The organism is Lacinutrix algicola, from assembly GCF_001418085.1.
Classification (GTDB): Bacteria; Bacteroidota; Bacteroidia; order Flavobacteriales; family Flavobacteriaceae; genus Lacinutrix; species Lacinutrix algicola.
The window spans coordinates 1-22,238 of the sequence record NZ_LIQH01000029.1 but is presented as its reverse complement, the minus strand read 5'-3'; the positions used below and the strand labels follow the sequence as shown (position 1 = coordinate 22,238).

The following is a 22,238-nucleotide window of genomic DNA, read 5'->3' as shown; positions in this document are numbered from 1 at the left end:
AAGTCGAATTTAACGCTAAGAAAATAGGCGTTGAATCTATAATAATTCAACGCCTAAATATAATGATTATTCTTTAAAAAATAAGCTTGACTTATTTATCGCCATAAACTTCCTTAACAAACTTATCGTAAGTTAATTCTTTTGTTTTTACGTTAGCTTTTTCTTTGTAAAGATTTAATAGTTTTTGGCTCACAACTTGCTCGCTTAAACGCTTTACTTCTTCTTGGTTAGACAATACTCTTGCAGCGATATCGTCAAGTTCTTTATCACTAGGATTCATTTGACCAAACTGTGCCATTTGCACTTTAATCATTGACTTAGCACTTTCCTTTACATCTTCGAAATCTACTTTAATATTGTTAGCTTGCATTAACTTACCTTCGATAAGTTGGTAACGTAAGCTTTTCTCAGACTTCTGGTATTCTTCTTTAGCAGTAGCTGCATCCATAGGCTTCTCTCCTGCAGATTGCATCCATTTAGTTAAAAATTCTGCTGGCAAATCGAATTTAGTATTTGCGACTAAATCTTCAGTAACATCGTTTAAGAATTTTTGATCTGATTGTTGTATGAATTGCTTTTCAGCATCTTCTTTAATCTTCTCTTTTAATTCTGAAACAGATTTCACACCATCTTTACCAAATAATTTATCAAATAACTCTTGGTTTAATTCTGCTGGCTCACGTTTATTTATTTCAGTTACTTCAAAAGCAACTTCAATATCTAAACCATGTGCCTTATCGTGCTCTAATTTTAAAGCATTCATTAGTTCGTGATCGTCTTCGTAAAGTCCTTTTGTTTTTAATGTAATAACATCTCCAACTTTAGCTCCTACAAACTTCTTTTCTGTTGCTTTACCTTTAAATTTATCTAAAGTTAGAGTTACAGAGTTTTCTATTTCTTCAGCTTCATTTTTATAAACTCCAGTAATTTCACTTTCTTTAGCAACTTCTTCTAAAGGTGCTAATGTTCCATATTGCTTTTGGATATTTTCTACTTGACCATCGATCAATTTATCGTCTGCAACAATATTATAATGTATTATATCTTTTTTTCCTTCTAAATCTACTTCAAATTCTGGTGCAAGACCTAATTCAAAATCAAAAGAAAAACTATCAGAATCCCAATTGATTTCATCTTGAGCTTTTGGTAATGGCTGACCTAAAACATCTAACTTTTCTTCAGCTAAATATTTATTTAATCCTTCTTGAATTAATTTATTAACCTCATCAGCTAATACAGCTTTACCGTATTGTTTTTTAACCATTCCCATTGGTACTTGACCTTTTCTAAATCCAGGAATATTTGCTGTTTTTCTGTAATCTACTAAGATTTTTTCAACTTTAGCTGTGTAATCCTCTTTCTCGATTACCACTGTTACTACAGCATTTAATGCGTCTTTATTTTCTCTTGTAATATTCATTTTGAATAATCTATTTTATAAACTAGTTTAAACTTCTAAAATTGGTTAAACATCTCCTTCTAAAAACAATTCTACATCTTTTTACACTTATCTATAAAATTTAAAAAGAAGTTCTAAATTGATTTTAAAATCACTCACTTTTACCTTTACCAAAAGCTTAAACAAGTGTAATGTAACCAAAAATGGAGTGCAAAAGTACTGATTTTTTACACTCCATCAAAGTTTTTAATATGTTGAATTTCAGACGAAATATAATCGTAAAGAATGTTATATCAAGGACATTAAGTTTCAAAACTCGTTGTCTATAACTGATTGTTGTCTAATTTTTTTTCTTATCGGTTTTCATAAACGATTGCAGTAATGATTGTAATATTGATAATAGTACACTAAATAAAAGAGCCCACCAGAAATTAACAACAGCGAAACCATCGATTAATTTATCGGCTAGGAGAATAATTAGCGCATTTATTACAATTAGAAACAATCCTAATGTAATTATGGTTATTGGTAACGTTAATATTACCAATAATGGCTTTACCAACAGGTTTAAAACTGACAGTACAATTGCAACAATTATTGCAGATACATAACCATCTACCTCCACACCACCTAATACGTTAGCTAACACAAATACAGCGATAGCATTTAAAAGAAGTCTTATTAACAAGTTCATATTTTTTTTATTTTAAAATGTTTCTTAATTTACAAAATTAATTACTGCGTTGTAAAAATCTTTAGGGTTTTCTGCATGCAACCAATGTCCAGCATTTGAAATGGTTTCTATTTTTGCATTTGAAAAATGTGCTTTTATAATTGATTCGTCTTGCGCTGCTATGTATTCACTTTTATCTCCTTTTAAAAATAAGGTATCACCTTCAAACTTAGAATGCATTGGCAAAGCTTCACCAACCTCACTAACGTTATCGGTTAAAACATCTAAATTTATTCTTAAACCTAAAACTCCTTTTTCTACCCAATACAGATTTTTTAAAAGAAATAGTCTTGTACCATAATCGCTAACATAATTCGATAATTGCTCTTCTGCCGCTCCTCTAGTTTTTAAAGTATTAAAATCTAAACTCGCTAAACCTTCTAAAATAGCATCGTGGTGAATAGGATAAAAGCGCGGCGAAATATCTGCAATCAATAATTTAGACACATAATCGGGAAATTGTGATGCAAATAACATTGCTGTTTTTCCTCCCATAGAATGACCAAGCAAAACAATATCTTTTAAATTATGCGTATCACAATAGTCTTTTAGATCTTGAGATAAAAGGTCGTAATTAAAAGCTTCGCTATGAAAACTTCTTCCATGATTTCGTTGGTCTATTAAATGAACCTGAAATCCTGCTTTGGCAAATTCCTTTCCTAATGTTTTCCAATTATCGCTCATGCCTAAAAAGCCATGAAGGATAATAAAGGGCTTGCCTTCTCCTGTTATGTTTGAGTGTAATTGCATTATTTTAATTTATTCAAATACATATTAACTACATTTTCAATACCTAAATATAAGCTTTCAGAAATTAAAGCATGGCCAATAGACACCTCTAATAATCCTGGAATGTTTTGCTTAAAAAACTGGATATTATCCAAAGATAAATCATGCCCAGCATTTACACCTAAACCTATTTTATTTGCTAACTCAGCACATTCTGCATATGGCTTAATTGCTTCTTTATTTCCTAAATGGTATTGATCTGCAAAACCTTCAGTATATAATTCTATTCTATCGGCTCCAGTTTCTTTTGCGCCTTCAATTTGCTTTTTATCTGGATCTACAAAAATAGATGTACGAATGTTGTTCCTTTTAAATTCAGCAATAACTTCAACTAAAAAATCTTTATGCTTAATAGTATCCCAACCTGCATTACTTGTTAGTGCATCTATACTATCTGGCACCAATGTTACTTGCGTTGGCTTAATTTCTAGAACCATATCTACAAATTTAGAGATAGGATTTCCTTCGATATTATACTCTGTGTGCACAATTGGTTTTAAATCGTAAGCATCTTGGTAACGAATATGTCTTTCGTCTGGTCTTGGATGTATAGTTACACCTTCTGCCCCAAAACGTTGAACATCTTTTGCAAACTGTACCACATTAGGCGTATCTCCACCTCTAGAGTTTCTTAATGTTGCTATTTTATTTATGTTTACGCTTAATTTTGTCATTTTAAATATGAATTAATTAGTACAAAAATACAAAGTAGATACACGAGATTGTTCTTATTTTTAATTAATTTGCATAAAATTGAAACACGCACTATGAATCTTCTAGATTACATAATAAACGATATTAAACCATTAATAAATACTGATAAAGTTAAAGAGATTCAGCTACTTTTTAACCAGTTGACTTATTCACATATTCCTATTGTAAATGCTGATGGCGTTTACTTAGGTTGTATTTCTGAAAATGATGCTCATTGTTTTGATAGCGAAAAACCTATTGAAGATTATCGTTATTCGGGTGAAGGTTTTTTTGTAAGAGAAGGTACTAACTGGCTAGACGTACTTGAGGCATTTGCACAAAACTCGTCTAACATTATGCCTGTTTTAAGTAACAAAAGTGTGTATTTAGGTTATTATGAATTAAACGACATCATTACCCTTTTTAACGAAACACCTTTCTTTTCTGAAGCTGGAGCAGTATTAATTATAGAAAAAGGTGTTGCAGATTATTCTTTTAGTGAAGTTAGCCAGATTGTAGAATCTAACAATGGCAAACTATTAGGTTCTTTTATATCTAAATTTGAAAATGATATCGCTCAGATTACTTTAAAAATTAGCAATGCTAATTTAAATGAAATCATGCAAACGTTTAGACGCTACAGTTATAATATAATTTCTGGACATGAAGACGACAGCTATTTAATAGGCCTTAAAGAACGTTCAGACTACTTAAACAGATACCTAAATATATAATTATGAAGGTTGCCATATATAGCCAGTATCCAAAAAAGCAGTCTAAAGACTCTCTAAAAACACTAACAAAAGAACTTTTAAATTTAAATGCCTCTCTATTTTTAGAGCACGAGTTCTACAACGATATTAAAGACGAACTTTCTAAACCTTCAGTTTTTAAAACTTTTAAAGCTTTAGACAAAAGCTTCGATTTACTTGTAAGTATTGGTGGAGATGGTACTATTTTAAGAGCTATTACTTTTGTAAAAGATTTAAATATTCCAATAATTGGTATAAACACAGGAAGACTTGGTTTTTTAGCAACCATACAACCCGAAGATATAAAAGAAGCTATTCAAGATATTTATAATAAAAAATACTCTTTAAGTAAACGCACCTTATTATCTATTGAAACTTCTCCTGAAAATAGCGACATAAAAGATTTAAACTTCGCTTTAAATGAAATTGCTGTAAGTAGAAAAAACACAACTTCTATGATTACAGTTGAAACCAAACTAAACGGAGAGTTTTTAACATCGTACTGGAGCGATGGATTAATAATCGCAACACCAACAGGATCAACAGGCTACTCTTTAAGTTGTGCAGGACCAGTAATTACTCCAGACACCACCAGTTTTGTACTAACACCAATAGCGCCTCATAATTTAAGCGCAAGACCTTTAGTTATTGAAGACTCCTTTACAATAGAACTAAAAGTAAGTGGTAGAGAAGATAATTATCTTGTTTCTTTAGATTCTAGAATTGCAACCTTATCTAACGACACTATAATTACCATAAAAAAAGCACCTTTTACTATTAATATGATAGAGCTAAACTCTGAAAGTTTTCTAGCAACTTTGCGAAAAAAACTACTTTGGGGAGAAGATAAGAGAAATTAATCTTCTCTTTTTTACTATTATAGCATACAAATCATTCCTTTTTACAATAAATTTAAGTAAATACTGTTTTAAACAGTAACTATTTAGCTGAAATTACAATAGGCTAATCTTATTTATTATATTTGCAAACTTTGAAGATTTATGAGGTATTTAACGCTTTTAATAATAGCATTCTTTAGCATACAAATAAGTAGCGCTCAAATTAACGAATTTGGTATATTCGTTGGTGGGAGTAACTTTATTGGAGATGTTGGTGCAACAGACTATATCGCACCTAAGCAATTAGCTTTTGGAGCATTATATAAGTGGAATAGAAGCAAAAGGCATTCATACAGATTTTCTTTAATATTTACAGATTTAGAAGGTATTGATAACAAATCGGATGATCCAAGCAGACAAATAAGAGATTTTGAGTTTAACTCAAGTATTTTAGAGCTTTCTGCAGGAATGGAATTCACCTTTTTCGATTTCGACCTACATAATGGTGGAGCAGCTTCAACTCCTTACTTATACTCAGGGATTAGTATTGCTAAACACGATAATTTCTTTTTTAATTCAGACGGAACAACAGTAGACGAAGGCACTACAAGCTATGCTTTTGGTATTCCTATGGTTTTAGGATATAAAGTAGCGGTTTCTTCAGATTTTATTTTAGCTTTCGAAATTGGAGCGCGTTACACCTTTTCTGATGAATTAGACGGAAGCGTTCCAGACGCAAAAGAAGCTATAGAAAGTAGAAGCTTTGGGAATTTAAATAATAATGACTGGTATACTTTTACTGGTATTACACTAACTTACACATTTGGCAGAAACCCATGTTTTTGCCCTGGAGGATAATTTGGATACAAGCAAAATAAATACACGTAAACTACCTAAACATGTTGCCATAATTATGGATGGCAATGGTCGTTGGGCTAAACAAAAAGGATTTCTTCGCGCCATTGGTCATGAAAATGGCACAAAATCTGTCCGTGAAACTGTTGAGGCTAGTGCCCAGTTAGGCATAAAAAACCTAACCTTATATGCTTTCTCTACAGAAAATTGGAATAGACCTAAACTAGAAGTTGATACCTTAATGAAGCTTTTAGTCTCTGCTTTAAAGAAAGAAATTAAAACACTTCAAGAAAACAACATAAAACTTAATGCTATTGGTAATCTTAATAGTTTACCAAAAAAAGTATTCAAAGAACTTACCGAAGTAATAGAAAGCACAAAGAACAATAACCACATGACATTAACCTTAGCATTAAGCTATGGCTCTCGTGATGAATTGTTAAATGCAGTTAAGGAAATAAGCAATAAAGTTAAAAATAATATAATTTCTTCAGAAAATATTGACGAATCGATTATTAATGAGCATCTTTACACGCAAAATTTACCAGATGTAGACCTACTTATTAGAACAAGTGGAGAACAACGCATCAGTAATTTTTTACTTTGGCAGATAGCTTATGCAGAGCTATATTTTACAAAAGTATTATGGCCAGATTTTACACAGCAACACCTTTGTGATGCTGTTATAGAATATCAAAATAGAGAAAGACGCTTTGGGAAAACAAGTGAACAAATTAGTTAAAATCATACAATTGAAAACATTTTTACAATACACATTAGCAATACTATTTGCACTATCTAGTTTTTTTACTCAAGCGCAACAGCTTTCTTACGAGAATAGTGAAAAATACACAATCGCAGAAATTAAAGTAGTTGGTAACACAACCTTTAGTGAGCAAACCATTATTACTTATTCTAAACTAAAAAAGGGAGATGAAATACAAGTTCCTGGCGAAGAAATAAGTAATGCTATTAAAAAATTATGGACATCTAATTTATTTAGCGATATTGAAGTATACCTCGCTAAAGTTGAAGGAAATGCAGCATATCTAGAAATTAGATTATCTGATTTACCCGCACTTAATGAACTTAAAATTAATGGTGTAAAAAAGAGTAAAAAAGAAACTTTAATTAAAGAAGCTAAGCTTCAGCAAGGTGTTAAAGTAACTGAAAACCTTATAACAACTACAAAAAATTATATTCAGAATAAGAATAAAAAAGCAGGTTTTTTAAATACCAAAGTAAATATTAATACCATTCCAGTTGTGGACTCTTTAGATAATGCTAGAGTAAATATGGTACTAACTGTAGACAGAGGTGAAAAAGTTAAAATTGACAAAATTAATTTTGATGGCAATACTGTTCTAAGCGATAAGAAGCTTAGAAAAGCTATGAAAAACACTAAGCAGAAAAAAATGTTGCGCTTATTAAAGCGTTCAAAATATATTGAAGCAGACTTTAAAGACGATTTAAATAGTGTTGTAGACAAGTATAAAGAAAGTGGATATAGAGATGCTCGTATAATCTCAGATACGTTATTAGTCAATAATGCAAAAACAGTAACTTTAGATATTAAAGTTGAAGAAGGAGAAAAGTATACCTTTGGAGATATTACATTTATTGGTAACACTGTATATACTGACGATTTTTTAAGACGCCAGTTAAGAATTGAAAAAGGAGACACTTACAATGGTGTTTTGTTAGAAAAACGTATTGCAGATAATACTAGTCCAGATGCAGATGATATTACAAATCTTTATCAAGATCATGGTTATTTGTTTTCTACTATTAATCCTGTAGAAGTAAGTGCTGATGGTAATGTAATAGACATGGAAATTAGAATTTCTGAAGGAAAACCAACATACTTTAATAAGATTACTGTAGTTGGTAACGAAAAAACAAACGACCATGTTATCTATAGAGAAATCAGAACTCGTCCAGGCGAATTATATAGTAAATCAAAAGTTGTGCGTACAGTTCGTGAATTAAGTCAATTAGGATTCTTCGATGCAGAACAAATTGATCCTCAATTTAAAAATGCAAATCCAGATGATGGAACAGTAGATATAGAATATGGAGTTGTAGAATCAGGATCTAGCCAAATTGAACTACAAGGTGGTTATGGTGGTGGTGGTTTTATTGGTACTTTAGGTTTATCCTTTAACAATTTCTCACTAAGAGATATATTTAAAAAAGATGCATACAGACCAATCCCAACTGGAGATGGACAAAAACTAGCTTTACGTTTACAAGCTAGTCAATTTTATAGAACTTACAGTTTTCAATTTTCTGAACCTTGGATGGGAGGAAAAAAGCCTGTACAGTTTTCAACATCTGTATCTCACACACAACAATTTTTATATGATGCAGCTACTGGAGAAGCAGATAAAGACAGTAGATTTAATATTACAGGTCTTACATTTGGTTTAGCTAAGAGATTATCTGTTCCTGATGATTACTTTACTTTATCTCAAGCTTTAAGTTTCCAACACTATAACTTAAAAAACTACAATACAGGTTTATTTACTTTTGGAGATGGTTTTTCTAACAACCTTTCTTACACCATTGGGTTAAGTAGAAACAACACCTTTAACGATCCTGTATTCCCTACAGGAGGATCAAGTTTCTCTGCTACAGCTAAATTCTCTTTACCATACTCATTATTTAACGGTACAGATTACGAAGATTTAAAAAATGAAAGAGATGCAAATCTAGAAATAGTAGACGATACCACTTTGGATATTGAAGATAGAACAACAGCATCGGAAAGAATTTCAGAAATAGATCAAGAACGTTTTAAATGGTTAGAATTTTACAAAGTGAAATTTAAAGGAGATTGGTATACTAAACTAGTAGATAAATTTATATTTAAATCTAGTTTAGAATTTGGTTTCTTAGGTGCTTATAATCAAGATAGAGGTATTATTCCTTTTGAACGTTTCTTTCTGGGAGGTGATGGTTTAGGAAGTTATAGTTTAGATGGTAGAGAAGCTGTTGCTTTAAGAGGATACCCTAACCAAGCATTATCAGATACTGATGGTGGAACTATTTTTAACAAATTCTCTTTAGAGTTACGCTACCCAATTACATTAAAACAATCAGCAAAAATATATGCATTAGGTTTCTTAGATGCAGGAGCATCATATAATAATTTTAAAGACTACAACCCATTTAACGTACAACGTTCTGCTGGTTTAGGTATTAGAATATTCATGCCTGCCTTTGGTTTATTAGGTATTGATTTTGGTCATGGTTTCGATCCATTACCAGGAAATACAGTAAAGAATGGTTGGGAAACACATTTTATTATCGGACAACAATTTTAATAACATAAAGGTCTTTTTTTATGCAAAAAAGACCTTTATTCATGTTTAAACTTTAACACTTTCTTATTTTTGGCACGATATTTTCAATAATGACTTTGAGGATTTGATACAAGAATTAAAATTTTTACAATTAAAATTCGTTATTTTGAAAACTGATTGATTCATAAGAAGACAGAATCAAAATCTAAACTGTCTGTTTTTTTGAATTTATGTTATTAAATATTAAAATTTAACCAGATGAAAATTAAAGTTCTTTTTGTATTGACCATAATATCAATACTATCTTTTCAAGCTAACGCGCAAAAAGGCGTAAGAATTGGATATATTGACACCGAATATATTTTACAAAACGTACCTGAATATTCTGAAGCAACTTCACAGTTGGATTCTAAAGTTCAGAAGTGGAAAGTTGAAATTGAGCAAAAATTAAAAACTATAGAACAAAAGCGTACCGATTTAAATAACGAAAAAGCGCTTTTAACTAAAGAATTAATTGAAGAGCGCGAAGAGGATATTACATTTGAAGAAAAGGAAATATTAGATTATCAGCAAAAGCGATTTGGACCTAATGGAGATTTAATGATCCAAAAGAAACAATTAATGCAACCTGTTCAAGATCAAATTTTTCAAGCTGTTCAAGATATAGCAAAAGCAAAGAAATACGATTTTGTTTTCGATAAGTCTGCAGACGTAGTAATGTTATACTCGGCAGAACGTTTTGATATGAGCGAGCAGGTTTTAAGAACTATAACTCGATCTTCGAAAAGAAAGCAATTAAAATCTAACAAAGAAAAAAGAGAAGCTAAAGACGAAGATGTTACCGTTGAAATAGACGAAAGTAAAGACGCTAGACAATTAGCTTTAGATAAGAAAAAAGAAGAGAGAGCAGCTTTAGTAGAGGCCAGAAAAAAAGAAATAGCCGATAAAAGAGCCGCAGCAATTGCAGCAAGAGAAAAAGCTAAACAAGACAAATTAGACGCTAGAAATAATACTAAAGAAGATACAGAAGAAAAAACTAGCGAAGAGAAGAGCATAGAAGATAATAGTGCAGATACAGAAGAAACTCCCAAAACTAAAGAACAAATTTTAGAAGCACGAAGACAAAAGAAACTAGCAGATAGAGCAGCTAGAAAAAAAATGCTTGATGAAAAAAAGAAGAAAACCTTAGAGGATCGTAAGAAAGCAAAAGAAGAGAAGGACAGTGCTCCAGAAAACGAGAATCAAGACGATTAAATTTAATAATTATAACACACACAAATACTATTTTAAAAATGAAAAAAATTAAAACATTACTAATTGCAGCATCATTATTTATTGGAGCAACAAGTTTTACAAACGCTCAATCTAAAGTTGCACACATTAATACAACTGAGTTAATTAAGGCAATGCCTGCTATGAAAACTGCTCAAGCAGATATGGAACGTGTTGGTAAAACTTACCAAGCAGATATTGAAGCAATGAAAAAAGATTTAAAAACTAAAACAGATCTTTTTGAAGCTCAAGCTACAACAAAAACTCAAGAAGAAAATGAGAAGCGTTACCTTGAAGTTCAGACAGATAACCAGTCTATTCAGCAATATGCTGCAAATGCACAGCAACAATTACAAAAAAAGGAATTAGAGCTTTTAAAGCCTATTACGGATAAAGCTAAAGCAGCTATATTAAAAGTAGCTAAAGCTCAAGGTTTTGACTATGTATTAGATTCTTCTCCTCAAACAGGAGTAATTATGGCTGAAGGTAAAGACTTACTTGCAGATGTAAAAAAAGAATTAGGATTCTAAGAAAACCTAAAACAAATAATACAAAAGCCGACTTATTAAGTCGGCTTTTGTATTTTTATAAAGTGAATAAAACTTATGAGTAAACAACCTATTGGCATATTCGATTCTGGTGTTGGTGGCACTTCCATTTGGAAGGAGATTCACGCACTATTACCGTACGAGAACTCTATTTACTTAGCCGATAGTATTAATGCTCCTTATGGCCCAAAAGGGAAAGACAAAATTCTAGAGCTTAGTATAAAAAACACAGAGTTTCTTGTAAAAAAGAACTGCAAACTTATTGTTATTGCTTGTAATACAGCAACAACAAATGCTATTAGTATATTAAGAGAAAAATACAATGTGCCTATTATTGGTATTGAACCAGCCATTAAACCTGCTGCTTTAAATACAAAAACGAAAGCCATTGGTATTTTAGCTACTAAAGGCACATTATCCAGTTCACTGTTTCATAATACTTCAAATTTATATTCTAACGGTGTTACAATTGTAGAGCAAATAGGAGAAGGTATTGTACAGTTAATTGAAAGTGGCAAATTAACTTCTGTTGAAATGGAAGCATTACTAAAAAGCTATTTAGAGCCTATGTTAGGCGCTAACATAGATTATCTAGTATTAGGTTGCACACATTACCCATATCTTATTCCTATGCTTATTAAATTACTTCCAAAGCATGTAAAGATTATAGATTCAGGATTAGCTGTTGCTAAACAAACTCAGTCCATTTTAGACCAACACAATTTATTAAATACTGAATTGATAAAACCTAAAAACGAGTTCTATATTAATTTAGAGAATACTAAAGTAATGCAATCGCTTTTAAGCCCTCCTTTTAAAGTAGATTATTTAGATTTTTAAAATGAAAACACTTCTTTTTGTTTACAATGCAAATTCCGGTATAAGAAATACTGCTTTAGATATTGCACACAAAGTATTTAGTCCCAAAACATATAACTGTAATTTATGTGCTATTACTTTTAACACCTTTTCTGAAAACAAAGCTTGGAAAGTTTTTAGAACAGACTCTAATATAGAAATGGAATTCTTTCATATTAACGAGTTTACAAAAGCGTATCCCGGTACTAAATATGAATATCCAATAGTTTTATCCAAAACAGAAGATGAATTATCGGTTTTGATTTCGGATAAAAAAATTAAAAACATCGCTTCAACTGAAGCTTTAATTAGTAAAATTAAGAAACTAACAACTTAAAATTATCTTCACATTTATATAGGGCTATTCTTTATACCATGAAGAATACTTAACATAATTATCTGCAATACGGTTTATTTCACCACTAACTAATTCTTTACTTATGTCCTTCACTTTTTTTGCAGGAATTCCAGCATAAATACTACCAGATTCTATAATTGTATTTTGAGTAACTACTGCACCGGCTGCAACAATACTATTACTTTCTACTACACAATTATCCATAACAATACTTCCCATACCTATAAGCACATTATCTTTTATAGTACAACCATGTACTATTGCATTATGTCCAATAGACACGTTGTTACCAATAATTGTTGGATATTTTTGGTAAGTACAATGTACTACTGCACCGTCTTGAATATTAACCTTATTGCCTAGTTTTATATAATTTACATCGCCTCGTAATACTGCATTAAACCAAATACTGCATTGTTTTCCTACTTTTACATCTCCTACTATTGTAGCGTTATCTGCTATGTAGCAATCTTCTGGTAATTGTGGCAATTTTCCGTTTACTGGTTTTATTATTGGCATAGCTTTATTTCTTTATTGTGTTATTTTTTATTTTTTTTCTAGCTTCACTTCAAATCTTTTAATTTTTGGCAAATTAATATTTTGAAATACCTTTTATAAGCACCTTTTTTTTAAAGGAACTTATTACTTAAAATAAGAAAGTAATTCAGATTTTCTAGAAGGAGATACCATTACTTCTTTTCCATTACTTAAAATTACGCTGCCTCCTTTACCTTTTACATATTTAACTACTTCGTTTACATTAACCAAATAACTTTTATGAACTCTTGCAAAATTTGAATCTTGTAGAGCTTCTTCAAAATATTTAAGTGTTTTACTTACTACTTTCTTTTTGTTGTTATTTAGGTAAATCTCAGTATAATTATCATCTGCTTTACAAAATAAAATATCTGCTGTACTTACTACTTCAAAACCATTTTGCTGTGGAATGGTAATTTTGCCATTTATATTATTAATTGTTTTTGGAACTAAAACCTGATCTTGAAGTGCGTTTTCTTTTGTCTTAATTTCTACAACATAATCTACTGCTTTTATTAATTCATCTATGTCAATAGGTTTCATTAAATAGTAGCTTGCATGTGCGTTTAAAGCATCTATTGCATAATTATTATAAGCAGTTACAAAAACAGTTTCAAAGTCTCTGTCTCCTACTTTATCTAGCAAATCGAAAGCATTACCATAAGGCATTTCTACATCTAAAAATACTAAATCTAAATCTTTGCTTCTAATAAGTTCTAAACCTTCATTTATATTTGAAGCTTCTCCAACAACATTTACATTTGGGCAGTATTTTTTAAGATAATTTTTAAGTATCTCTCTGCTTGCTTGTTCGTCTTCTACTATTATTGAGTTTAGTTTCATATCTATTTACTGCGAAAGCAGGAATCTTATTAATTAATACTTTTTATTTAATTTTTTCCAAACATTTATTGGTTGTGATAATTAGGACTCCATTATCTTCTCCATCCAATTGACTCCCATTTGCACCTCGAATACTGTTTATATTAATTAAATTTTTGTTATCAATTAATTTCAAAACACCTTCTTTTGATGACAAGGCATTATCTACAACCCAAACAACTTTTTCATAATCAACATATCCATCAATATAATTTTTAAATTCTTCAAAAGAATTAATTTCTAACGGAGTTTTCCCGTTAACTAATTCAAGACATTGCTTTCTTTCTTTGGCTGCTTTACAATTAAGAACTGAAACAAGAATCAATAAAAACAAAACTCTAATTTTCATATTAATCACGTTTTAAAGTCACAACAACCTTAGTACCTTTATCTTCTTCGGCTTGACCTTGATATAATTCGTCTATAAAAACATCAACTTTATCTTTATACATTTCGTTTAAAATAGCGACACGTTTTTTAATATTACCCATGCCTTTAGAATTCTGCTTCTGCTGGTTTTCGGTTTTAAGTGCTTTAGATTTTTCGCGACCTATACCATTATCTGCAATGGTAATTGTAATTTCATCTTTACTCTTTTTAATTATAGAAATATCAAGCTGCCCTTTTTCTTCTTTATAGCGTAACCCATGCCAAACTGCATTTTCTATGTAGGGCTGCAATAACATTGGAGGAATTTGAAAATCGGATACATTTATAGCTTTATCTACAGTTATATTATATTCAAACTTATCTTGAAATCTAAAGTGTTCGAGTTTAGTATATAATTGCAATAACTCTACTTCTTTTTCTAACGGAATAAAATCTTGTTCACTATTCTCTAAAACTGCTCGCATAAGTTTAGAAAAATCGCTTAAATACTTATTTGCCGTTCGCTCATCGTTAGTCGCAATAAAACTATTTACAGAGTTTAAAGCATTAAAAATAAAGTGAGGATTCATTTGGCTTCTTAAAGATTTTAAGGCTAAAAGATTATTTGCTAAACGTTGTTGCTTAATATATTTATACATTAAATAAGCTGCAAAAAGCAATAATAATAATCCGCCAATAAGTGAATAAATAATTATTTTCTGATTCTTATTTTGCTCCTGATTTAATTGATACCTACTTTCGGACAGTTCGCGATCGCTTTCTAACGATGTAATACGGTTTTGCTGCTCTGCAATATTTTTATTAAAACGTGCAGCTTGTGTAATTTGCTGTTCTTTTTTAACATAAAGTGCCTCTACCGATTTGGTATATTCTTCATACGTTTTTAAAGCACTTTCGTAATCTCCAGATTCTTTAAAAACCTCTGAAAGTTTTCGGGTTGCATCTTTTTCTACTACTAAATCCTTTCGTTCTGTTGCTTCAGCTCTACTTTTTTCTAAGTAAGGTATAGCTTCAGCATAGTTTCTTTGCATATACAATGCATTACCAATTTTATAATTTTGTTTTTGAGTGGTAAAATCGCTTTCAATGTCTATTACAGAATCGGTTTCAATATCTTCAATATCTAAAATCGCCTCTTCTCTCATACGAATTTCATCAGCAAAATTGCGATTAGAATTATTAAAATCTGCAAATTTAATTTTCTCCTCAACAGCTCTTTTCTTGTTTTCTTTTGAAGCAAGACTAAGTGAGTTATTATAATATTCTTCTGCTTTATCTGTGCTTCCGCTAGCATCAAAAGATTGTGCTATTTTAGAATTTAAATCGGTTACTTTTGGTGTAATTAAATATTTTTGAGCAACACTTAATCCTTCATTATAAGAACTAATAGACTTTTTATAGTCTTTCATTCTATAATATACATCACCAAGACCTTCGTATAACTCAACCAATTGATAATTGGATAATTCTTTTGTGTTTAAGTCTTTAAAAACAGAAACACTTTCTTGATAATTATTATTCATCATATAAGCTATTGCTAGCCTAATCTTAACTTCGTTAGATTGAAAACTGTTAAGACTTATTCTATAATTAGAAACTGCTAAATCGTATTGTTTCCAATGCATGTATATATCCGAGAGCACCTCGAAAGCCTCTGCATTTTGTTTTACAGATGTACTATTCTTTAAACTTTCTGTTACAAACTGAATACTTTTTTCGGCAGATTTCTTTTTATATACTAATGCAGAATCTATTAAATTGTTAAAGGAATTGTTTTGCGTTTTCTTTAATGTTTTATCATAAGATCCGGATGCTAAAGACCTTACATTTAATGTAATTCGCTCGTCACTTTTTACTACATAATAAACGGTTTCAAAATCTTTATGACTAATAACAAGTTCGTCTCCTATTTTTGTTCTTACCCTAAACTCACCTGCTCCATTAGATGCTGTGTAGGCACCTCCATTTATTTGTATATTAACATCTTCTATAGCTTCGTTTGTATCTTCTTCTTTAACAAGACCTCGTACATAAAAATAAGCTTCGTTAACATTCTTAGTTTCTTTATTTACACTATCACTTTGTTGCGCGTATAATGTATACGAGCAAATAAAGAGTAGAATACTACTTATATATAATTTAATATGTTTCATTTTATTTTTACTAAAAGATAAACTTACACACTTTAATTGGCATAATAAAATGAGTGTTCTCGAAATTGAAACAATACAGAGAAAAAACCACCTTGTTTACTCAATTAAAAGTGTTACTCACTCATTATAAGGTATCATTTACTCATTGCTCTTTTTATTTAGAAAAAGTTGAACATAAGTTTACACTCTAAATAATATAAACAAATGAAACACTCAATTTACTTAGTCCTGCTATTATGCTTTTCTTTTTCATCTGCACAAATAAAAGGTAATGCAACTACTATTTCTAGACAGAATGTTATACATGCAGAATCTCTAGGCAATGCTAATGCCTATGGCAATAACCTAAATACTTTTAGGCAACGAAACTTAATGCCTAATCCGGTAATTACTATAGATGTGAAAGCCCTTAATAATATTGTGGCAGATTCTTACACCGCAGTCTTTAATTTGGTACAGATTGGAGAAACAGCAGAAGCTACCAACAAGTTAATGAACAAACGTGTTAATAGTGTAAAGAACAGTCTAGCCATGCAAGGTATAGTTAGTAATGATATTGTTATAGATGTTATTTCTTTTGTTCCTGTTTATGAAACTGTTGTTGAAAAGAAATTGTTTAGCAAAACTTACACTGAAGTTCCTAAAGGTTTCGAACTACAACAAAACCTGCATATTAAATTCACAAAGGTGAATCAGTTTGAAAAGATACTGGCCATATGTGCTAAAAATGAAATTTACAATTTGGTAAAAGTCGATTATTTTATAAAAAACATAGAAGTTGTTTACACTAAATTGAGAGCCGAAATTTTAAAAACACTAAAAGAAAAAAACAATTTTATAATGATTTAGGTTTCGATTTAACAAATTACAAACCAACAATGGCAGATATTAAATATTGTCATTTCCCAAGAGAATTCTACAAAAACTACCAAGCTTTTAATAGTATTTCTTTAGAAGCTCTCAAACAAAACAAAGGTGTTGTTAAGGCAAAAAAACAAACTTCGTATTATTATGACCCGTTGTCTTTTAAGGCGTATGATATTGTTATAAACTCATCTATTGTAGAACCTGTTATTCAAATAGGAATGGAAATAAAACTACAGTACAGAGAAAAGCCTGAAACTCCAAAACCAATAGAAAAAGTAAAAGAAGTAATATTTCGTCCTGTCTAAAGATGGAAAGCTTATAGCTAAAGAATTAAAATTAGAAAATTAATACTACTAGCATATTATATGCTATAGACTATGCATAAATAAAAAATAAACTTATGAAAACAACAATTAAATTTAGCCTACTAGCTTTAACGAGCTTTGTATTTTTAGCCTGTAATGCTAACAATAAAAAGCAAACAAAAAACTATGTTTTAAACGAACCAACAGAAACAGTTGAGCCAAAAACACTAGCAAATCCTAAACCAGAAAAACAATTCATAAAGGTTGCATTGTTACTTGACACAAGTAATAGTATGGATGGTTTAATAGATCAAGCAAAAGCGCAACTTTGGGAAATTGTAAACGAGCTTTCTTATGCAAAGTCTAAAGACAATAAGCCTAATCTAGAAATTGCTATTTACGAGTATGGCAACGATAATTTAAATGCAGAAGAAGGTTACATTAGGCAAATATTACCATTTAGTAATGACCTAGACGAAATCTCAAAACAACTCTTCTCTTTAACCACAAAAGGTGGTAACGAATATTGTGGTTACGTAATAAACACAGCTTTAGCTCAATTAGATTGGAAAGATAATCCAGATGATTTAAAGTTTATTTTTATTGCTGGAAACGAACCTTTTACACAAGGTAAGGTAAACTACAAAGACGCATCAAAACGTGCACATAATAAAGATATAACGGTAAACACTATTTTTTGCGGAGATTATAACCAGGGTATTTCTGGCTATTGGAAAGAAGGAGCAGATTTAGCACATGGAGATTACATGGCTATTAACCATAACAAGGAAACTATTCATGTAGCTACACCTTACGACGATACTATTTTAAAACAAAACAACAAGCTAAACCAAACATATATAGCTTATGGTTCTCAAGGCATAAAAAAAATGCAGCTACAAGCAGAACAAGATGATAATGCTGAAAGTTATAGTAGCGCAAATGCAGTAAGTAGAACAATTAGTAAAAGTTCTCACTTATATAAAAACTCCTCTTGGGATTTGGTAGATGCTTCAAAAGATAAAGCTTTTAAATATGATCGTTTAGATGATAATGAATTACCTCAGGAACTTAAAGGTAAAAATGCTTCAGAAATTGAAACCTATGTTACCAGCAAAAAGAAAGAGCGAGAAGCTATACAAGAAAAAATTCAAGAATTAAATATCAAAAGAAAAGATTATATCTTGAAAGCAAATAAAAACAATAGTAATGGGCTAGAAAATGCTATGATAAAAGCAATAAAATCTCAAGCTAAAGCCAAAAACTATTCTTGGAAGTAAACTATACCTTTACACTTAAAAACATAAAAAAAGCCGAATAATCGAGGCTTTTTTTATATGTATTTATTATGTACTTAGTTTATTGCAGGACAATTACAGCTGTAACGCTCTCTAGAACAACCAAAGTTATATCCTAAAGTTAATTGATGAAAACCACCATTATTAAACACTACAGAATTAGCTTGGTAACTATATGTATAAGCAAACATAAAATCGTTTACATTAACACCTAAAAGTGGTGTTATATATTGTAATTTTTGACTACTAACACCAGAACCATCAACAAAATCTGCTCCATCTAAACTTCTTCTGTAAGAGATTCCTCCCCAAACTTTACCAAAGTCCATTGTTTTATAAGCTTTAAGGTTTACATCAAAAGAAGCTTCTTCTGTAGCATCTCTATACATAAACATAACTGAAGGCTCAAAACTCCAATCGTTGTTATAGCTACTAAATGTATTACCTACAGAAACTAAATATGTTCTTAGGTTATTATAACTTAAGCCTTGTTCGTTAAAATTAACACCTTCATTATTTAAAAGATTCTTTACAGTTGCATGTGCATAAAAATCATATAAGTGATAAGAAAAACCAAAGTCTACATTAAAATTTGTTGCAGATTGTTCGATTCCAGCAATAATTGGGTCAGGACCATCAAACAAAAACGATGTCTCATCTAATTTGTATTGAATTGCTCCCATACTTAAACCAAAAGATAACATGTTTAAATCTATTTCATTTCTAGAAAACATAATATGATGCGCATATGTAAAATATGCACCTGTTTGCGAATGGAATCCATTTTTATCAGAATATACTATTGCACCAATTCCAGATTGAGAATCTCCAATTCTACCATTTACACTTGCTGTTAATAATGCAGGAGCATCATCGTCTCCAAACCATTGTTGACGACCGGTAATTCTAACCTTAGAACAGTTAGCAACTCCAGCCATAGATGGATGAATTAAATAGTAGTTATCTGTTAAGTAATCTGAATATACAGGAAGCCCTTCTTGTGCTTTAGCAATTTGGGTACTAAAAAACACTAAAACTGCCAGTATTAATAACCTTTGTAATCTCATAATCTCTTTTTTCAAGGTAGGTGTTGGTTAAATAATGTATAGCTTACGCTATTATAACTCTTTTCGTATAATAAACTATACTGTTGTCAAATATATAAATTTACTTTGTAATATTTAGGCTCTCAAAAGTTAAAGCTACCAATATAAAAAGGTTTTATTAAAAAAACTAAGTTTTTACAATTATAAGAGCCATCTTTAAGTATCAAATATATCGATATCTGTTCTTTCTTTTAGTATTTTTGTAGAAAAATATTGCATAATGAATACTTTTAAAGTTACTACACAAGAAACATCGAATCCTACTATATTAAAATTTGAAGTAAATCAGTTTATTACACAACACCAAAGCTTCGAATTTAACAACATAGATGAAGCTAAAGCTTCTCCTCTAGCACAACAATTATTCTATCTTCCTTTTGTAAAAAAGGTCTATATAACTAGTAATTTTGTTGCTATCGAGCGTTTTAATATTGTTGAATGGCAGGATGTACAAAATGAAGTTTCAGAACAAATAGAAAACTATTTAAATGAAGGGAACGCAGTTATTAATCAAGACATTGCTCCTAAAAAGACACCAGTTACAGTTTATGCTGAAAGTACGCCAAATCCAGGTGTTATTAAATTTGTTGCTAATAAAAAAATAGCAAATGCTGCTTTTGAGTTTACTTCAATAGATACTGCAAAATCTTCACCTTTAGCTACAGAGCTGTTTCATTTCCCTTTTGTTAAAGGCGTTTTTATAGATGAAAACTATGTTTCTGTAACAAAATATGATATTGCCGAATGGAATGATATCACAAATGAACTACGTGAATTTATTAGAGGATATATTGAAAATGGAAAAGAAATAATTTTAGCGAATGCTCCTGAAGTTATAGAAAGGTCTACAGAAAAAGTTGAAGCACATTTTGAAAGCTTAGATGATATCTCTAAAGAAATCATTAATATCCTTGAAGAATATGTTAAACCTGCAGTTGCTAGTGATGGTGGAAACATTCAGTTCGATTCTTACGATGAAGCTACCAAAACTGTAAAAGTAATATTACAAGGTGCTTGTAGTGGGTGTCCTTCTTCTACATTTACACTAAAAAATGGTATTGAAAACATGTTAAAAGAAATGCTAAAAGGCAAAGTGAATACGGTTGAAGCTATAAACGGTTAATCCCACAAATAAACCTTTCATCGGTTTAGCCTTTTTTTTAATAACTCCATTTGTAGATTTTTATAAAATCCTTTAATTTAGAGTCAATATTAATTTAAAACTCAAAATTATGGCTGTATTAAAAGTTATTGAAGTATTATCAAATTCTGAAAAAAGTTGGGAAGATGCAACTAAAAAAGCAGTAAAACATGCTTCTAAAAGTGTAAAAAATATTCGTTCAGTATACGTTCAAGATCAAAGCGCAAGCGTTAAAGATGGAGAAGTATCAGACTTTAGAGTTAACTTAAAGATTACGTTTGAAATAAATTAATTACATTCAAAATATAATTACAAAAAAACGCCTGAACACATGTTCAGGCGTTCTGTTTTAATAACACTTCTTTATTTAAGTTGTTCCTAATTATGTCACACCTTATATTCTAAACAAAAAGCCTGAACTTTCGTTCAGGCTTTTTCTATTTAATAAATAGTATTCTTTTTATCTTTTCAAAGTAAAGTGCTTACGTATCGATTTCTTTTCGTCTGTACTTGGCTCTCTGTATTCTAAAGTAAACCAATAGTCACTTGTTGGCATTGGGTTACCGTTGTAACTACCATCCCATCCAGCTCCTGTTGGACTTAATTGTTTTAACAGTTTACCGTAACGATCGAAGATGTAAATTACTGCGTCTGGCTGTGTTCCAATATTGTAAACATTCCATGTGTCGTGGTAACCATCTCCATTTGGTGTAAAGTATAATGGGTAGTCCATAATCATTACTGGATGTGTTGTTTCTCCACAACCTACCGTATCTCTTACCGTTACAATATGCTCTCCTGCTTCAATATTTGTAAAAGTATATGTATACTCTCCTGCTGCATTTAACGTTCCTAGTTCCCAGCTTCCGCCATCAATACTAAACTCGTATACTGCTATTGAAGTAGCTGTTGTTCCTGTGGCAGTGATTACTACATCATGCTGATCGGCAAAAGCTAATGTTGTTATTTCCGATGTTACTACTGGTGGCTCGCTAACTGTTACTAAAGTATTCACTTCAATACTTGAGCATCCTGTTGCAATATCTGTTGCTACAACGCCATAAGTACCACCTTCAGCTGGCTCTATAAACTCTGCTGTTTCTCCTGGTAAAACGGTTCCGTTTAAGTTCCATTCAAAAGTATATAATGCAGGATCTA

General features: G+C 30.7%; 24 protein-coding genes. 14 read left to right on the top strand and 10 right to left on the bottom strand.

Annotated features, from left to right (window positions below):
- Window positions 1–91 precede the first annotated feature (91 nt).
- The 4 genes from tig to ASC41_RS05205 all read right to left on the bottom strand — a co-directional run bounded on the left by tig (window position 92) and on the right by ASC41_RS05205 (window position 3,595).
- On the bottom strand, window positions 92–1,420 hold the full coding sequence (gene tig / locus ASC41_RS05220) for a trigger factor (protein WP_055435589.1): 1,329 nt from the start codon (window positions 1,418–1,420) through the stop codon (window positions 92–94).
- 319 nt (window positions 1,421–1,739) lie between these two features.
- A complete protein-coding gene (locus ASC41_RS05215) occupies window positions 1,740–2,093 on the bottom strand; it encodes a phage holin family protein (RefSeq protein WP_055435588.1) in 354 nt (117 codons plus the stop codon).
- 24 nt (window positions 2,094–2,117) lie between these two features.
- Window positions 2,118–2,882, bottom strand: a complete 765-nt coding sequence (locus ASC41_RS05210) for an alpha/beta fold hydrolase (RefSeq protein WP_055435587.1) — start codon at window positions 2,880–2,882, stop codon at window positions 2,118–2,120.
- Window positions 2,882–3,595: a pyridoxine 5'-phosphate synthase gene (locus tag ASC41_RS05205; RefSeq protein ID WP_055435586.1), complete on the bottom strand. Its 714-nt coding sequence runs from the start codon at window positions 3,593–3,595 to the stop codon at window positions 2,882–2,884. Before ASC41_RS05205 ends, ASC41_RS05210 begins: the two co-directional genes overlap by 1 nt.
- Before the next feature lie 93 nt (window positions 3,596–3,688).
- Between ASC41_RS05205 and ASC41_RS05200 the strand changes: the two genes are divergently transcribed.
- The 9 genes from ASC41_RS05200 (at window position 3,689) to ASC41_RS05160 (ending at window position 12,380) form a co-directional block, all read left to right on the top strand.
- The gene (locus tag ASC41_RS05200) at window positions 3,689–4,348 is read left to right on the top strand and encodes a CBS domain-containing protein (protein ID WP_055435585.1); all 660 of its coding nucleotides are present in this window, start codon (window positions 3,689–3,691) and stop codon (window positions 4,346–4,348) included.
- 2 nt (window positions 4,349–4,350) lie between these two features.
- Window positions 4,351–5,226 carry an NAD kinase gene (locus tag ASC41_RS05195; RefSeq protein WP_055435584.1) on the top strand — a complete coding sequence of 292 codons (876 nt, stop codon included), beginning with the start codon at window positions 4,351–4,353 and terminating at the stop codon, window positions 5,224–5,226.
- 141 nt (window positions 5,227–5,367) lie between these two features.
- Window positions 5,368–6,063 carry a type IX secretion system protein PorG gene (porG, locus tag ASC41_RS05190; protein ID WP_055435583.1) on the top strand — a complete coding sequence of 232 codons (696 nt, stop codon included), beginning with the start codon at window positions 5,368–5,370 and terminating at the stop codon, window positions 6,061–6,063.
- 55 nt (window positions 6,064–6,118) lie between these two features.
- The gene (locus ASC41_RS05185) at window positions 6,119–6,802 is read left to right on the top strand and encodes an isoprenyl transferase (RefSeq protein WP_055435631.1); all 684 of its coding nucleotides are present in this window, start codon (window positions 6,119–6,121) and stop codon (window positions 6,800–6,802) included.
- Window positions 6,774–9,386, top strand: coding sequence for an outer membrane protein assembly factor BamA (gene bamA / locus ASC41_RS05180; protein ID WP_055435582.1), 2,613 nt, complete (start codon window positions 6,774–6,776; stop codon window positions 9,384–9,386). Before ASC41_RS05185 ends, bamA begins: the two co-directional genes overlap by 29 nt.
- A gap of 237 nt (window positions 9,387–9,623) precedes the next feature.
- Window positions 9,624–10,619 carry an OmpH/Skp family outer membrane protein gene (locus tag ASC41_RS05175; RefSeq protein ID WP_055435581.1) on the top strand — a complete coding sequence of 332 codons (996 nt, stop codon included), beginning with the start codon at window positions 9,624–9,626 and terminating at the stop codon, window positions 10,617–10,619.
- A 38-nt stretch (window positions 10,620–10,657) separates the two neighbouring features.
- On the top strand, window positions 10,658–11,167 hold the full coding sequence (locus ASC41_RS05170) for an OmpH/Skp family outer membrane protein (RefSeq protein WP_055435580.1): 510 nt from the start codon (window positions 10,658–10,660) through the stop codon (window positions 11,165–11,167).
- A 75-nt stretch (window positions 11,168–11,242) separates the two neighbouring features.
- Window positions 11,243–12,025 carry a glutamate racemase gene (gene murI / locus ASC41_RS05165; RefSeq protein WP_055435579.1) on the top strand — a complete coding sequence of 261 codons (783 nt, stop codon included), beginning with the start codon at window positions 11,243–11,245 and terminating at the stop codon, window positions 12,023–12,025.
- A gap of 1 nt (window position 12,026) precedes the next feature.
- The gene (locus tag ASC41_RS05160) at window positions 12,027–12,380 is read left to right on the top strand and encodes a hypothetical protein (protein WP_055435578.1); all 354 of its coding nucleotides are present in this window, start codon (window positions 12,027–12,029) and stop codon (window positions 12,378–12,380) included.
- A 24-nt stretch (window positions 12,381–12,404) separates the two neighbouring features.
- On the opposite strand, the gene ASC41_RS05155 is transcribed toward ASC41_RS05160, so the two are convergent.
- The 4 genes from ASC41_RS05155 to ASC41_RS05140 form a co-directional block, all read right to left on the bottom strand.
- Window positions 12,405–12,920, bottom strand: coding sequence for a gamma carbonic anhydrase family protein (locus tag ASC41_RS05155; protein WP_055435577.1), 516 nt, complete (start codon window positions 12,918–12,920; stop codon window positions 12,405–12,407).
- Between the two features lie 123 nt (window positions 12,921–13,043).
- Window positions 13,044–13,781, bottom strand: a complete 738-nt coding sequence (locus ASC41_RS05150; RefSeq protein WP_055435576.1) for a LytR/AlgR family response regulator transcription factor — start codon at window positions 13,779–13,781, stop codon at window positions 13,044–13,046.
- Window positions 13,782–13,824: 43 nt separating this feature from the next.
- On the bottom strand, window positions 13,825–14,169 hold the full coding sequence (locus tag ASC41_RS05145) for a hypothetical protein (RefSeq protein ID WP_055435575.1): 345 nt from the start codon (window positions 14,167–14,169) through the stop codon (window positions 13,825–13,827).
- Window position 14,170: 1 nt separating this feature from the next.
- On the bottom strand, window positions 14,171–16,363 hold the full coding sequence (locus ASC41_RS05140) for a histidine kinase (protein ID WP_055435574.1): 2,193 nt from the start codon (window positions 16,361–16,363) through the stop codon (window positions 14,171–14,173).
- A 204-nt stretch (window positions 16,364–16,567) separates the two neighbouring features.
- Between ASC41_RS05140 and ASC41_RS05135 the strand changes: the two genes are divergently transcribed.
- The 3 genes from ASC41_RS05135 to ASC41_RS05125 all read left to right on the top strand — a co-directional run bounded on the left by ASC41_RS05135 (window position 16,568) and on the right by ASC41_RS05125 (window position 18,815).
- Window positions 16,568–17,212 (top strand): SIMPL domain-containing protein, encoded by a 645-nt coding sequence (locus tag ASC41_RS05135; RefSeq protein ID WP_055435573.1) that lies wholly within the window; start codon window positions 16,568–16,570, stop codon window positions 17,210–17,212.
- A 29-nt stretch (window positions 17,213–17,241) separates the two neighbouring features.
- The gene (locus ASC41_RS05130) at window positions 17,242–17,535 is read left to right on the top strand and encodes a hypothetical protein (RefSeq protein WP_055435572.1); all 294 of its coding nucleotides are present in this window, start codon (window positions 17,242–17,244) and stop codon (window positions 17,533–17,535) included.
- Between the two features lie 95 nt (window positions 17,536–17,630).
- Window positions 17,631–18,815, top strand: coding sequence for a vWA domain-containing protein (locus tag ASC41_RS05125; RefSeq protein ID WP_055435571.1), 1,185 nt, complete (start codon window positions 17,631–17,633; stop codon window positions 18,813–18,815).
- A gap of 74 nt (window positions 18,816–18,889) precedes the next feature.
- On the opposite strand, the gene ASC41_RS05120 is transcribed toward ASC41_RS05125, so the two are convergent.
- On the bottom strand, window positions 18,890–19,900 hold the full coding sequence (locus ASC41_RS05120; RefSeq protein WP_055435570.1) for a PorP/SprF family type IX secretion system membrane protein: 1,011 nt from the start codon (window positions 19,898–19,900) through the stop codon (window positions 18,890–18,892).
- 259 nt (window positions 19,901–20,159) lie between these two features.
- On the opposite strand from ASC41_RS05120, the gene ASC41_RS05115 reads away from it, so the two are divergent.
- Window positions 20,160–21,062 (top strand): NifU family protein, encoded by a 903-nt coding sequence (locus tag ASC41_RS05115; protein WP_055435569.1) that lies wholly within the window; start codon window positions 20,160–20,162, stop codon window positions 21,060–21,062.
- A 109-nt stretch (window positions 21,063–21,171) separates the two neighbouring features.
- A complete protein-coding gene (locus tag ASC41_RS05110; protein WP_055435568.1) occupies window positions 21,172–21,372 on the top strand; it encodes a dodecin family protein in 201 nt (66 codons plus the stop codon).
- Between the two features lie 168 nt (window positions 21,373–21,540).
- Here ASC41_RS05110 and ASC41_RS05105 read toward each other — a convergent pair.
- Window positions 21,541–22,238, bottom strand: a 698-nt coding sequence (locus ASC41_RS05105) for a T9SS type B sorting domain-containing protein (RefSeq protein WP_152971423.1), incomplete at its 5' end; no start/stop codon positions are given.

Excerpts from the sequence above, each read along its gene's own strand:
- tig (WP_055435589.1), bottom strand. The coding sequence starts at position 1,420 with ATGAATATTACAAGAGAAAATAAAGACGCATTAAATGCTGTAGTAACA.
- ASC41_RS05215 (WP_055435588.1), bottom strand. The coding sequence starts at position 2,093 with ATGAACTTGTTAATAAGACTTCTTTTAAATGCTATCGCTGTATTTGTG.
- ASC41_RS05210 (WP_055435587.1), bottom strand. The coding sequence starts at position 2,882 with ATGCAATTACACTCAAACATAACAGGAGAAGGCAAGCCCTTTATTATC.
- ASC41_RS05205 (WP_055435586.1), bottom strand. The coding sequence starts at position 3,595 with ATGACAAAATTAAGCGTAAACATAAATAAAATAGCAACATTAAGAAAC.
- ASC41_RS05200 (WP_055435585.1), top strand. The coding sequence starts at position 3,689 with ATGAATCTTCTAGATTACATAATAAACGATATTAAACCATTAATAAAT.
- ASC41_RS05195 (WP_055435584.1), top strand. The coding sequence starts at position 4,351 with ATGAAGGTTGCCATATATAGCCAGTATCCAAAAAAGCAGTCTAAAGAC.
- porG (WP_055435583.1), top strand. The coding sequence starts at position 5,368 with ATGAGGTATTTAACGCTTTTAATAATAGCATTCTTTAGCATACAAATA.
- ASC41_RS05185 (WP_055435631.1), top strand. The coding sequence starts at position 6,119 with ATGGATGGCAATGGTCGTTGGGCTAAACAAAAAGGATTTCTTCGCGCC.
- ASC41_RS05175 (WP_055435581.1), top strand. The coding sequence starts at position 9,624 with ATGAAAATTAAAGTTCTTTTTGTATTGACCATAATATCAATACTATCT.
- ASC41_RS05170 (WP_055435580.1), top strand. The coding sequence starts at position 10,658 with ATGAAAAAAATTAAAACATTACTAATTGCAGCATCATTATTTATTGGA.
- murI (WP_055435579.1), top strand. The coding sequence starts at position 11,243 with ATGAGTAAACAACCTATTGGCATATTCGATTCTGGTGTTGGTGGCACT.
- ASC41_RS05160 (WP_055435578.1), top strand. The coding sequence starts at position 12,027 with ATGAAAACACTTCTTTTTGTTTACAATGCAAATTCCGGTATAAGAAAT.
- ASC41_RS05155 (WP_055435577.1), bottom strand. The coding sequence starts at position 12,920 with ATGCCAATAATAAAACCAGTAAACGGAAAATTGCCACAATTACCAGAA.
- ASC41_RS05150 (WP_055435576.1), bottom strand. The coding sequence starts at position 13,781 with ATGAAACTAAACTCAATAATAGTAGAAGACGAACAAGCAAGCAGAGAG.
- ASC41_RS05145 (WP_055435575.1), bottom strand. The coding sequence starts at position 14,169 with ATGAAAATTAGAGTTTTGTTTTTATTGATTCTTGTTTCAGTTCTTAAT.
- ASC41_RS05140 (WP_055435574.1), bottom strand. The coding sequence starts at position 16,363 with ATGAAACATATTAAATTATATATAAGTAGTATTCTACTCTTTATTTGC.
- ASC41_RS05135 (WP_055435573.1), top strand. The coding sequence starts at position 16,568 with ATGAAACACTCAATTTACTTAGTCCTGCTATTATGCTTTTCTTTTTCA.
- ASC41_RS05130 (WP_055435572.1), top strand. The coding sequence starts at position 17,242 with ATGGCAGATATTAAATATTGTCATTTCCCAAGAGAATTCTACAAAAAC.
- ASC41_RS05125 (WP_055435571.1), top strand. The coding sequence starts at position 17,631 with ATGAAAACAACAATTAAATTTAGCCTACTAGCTTTAACGAGCTTTGTA.
- ASC41_RS05120 (WP_055435570.1), bottom strand. The coding sequence starts at position 19,900 with ATGAGATTACAAAGGTTATTAATACTGGCAGTTTTAGTGTTTTTTAGT.
- ASC41_RS05115 (WP_055435569.1), top strand. The coding sequence starts at position 20,160 with ATGAATACTTTTAAAGTTACTACACAAGAAACATCGAATCCTACTATA.
- ASC41_RS05110 (WP_055435568.1), top strand. The coding sequence starts at position 21,172 with ATGGCTGTATTAAAAGTTATTGAAGTATTATCAAATTCTGAAAAAAGT.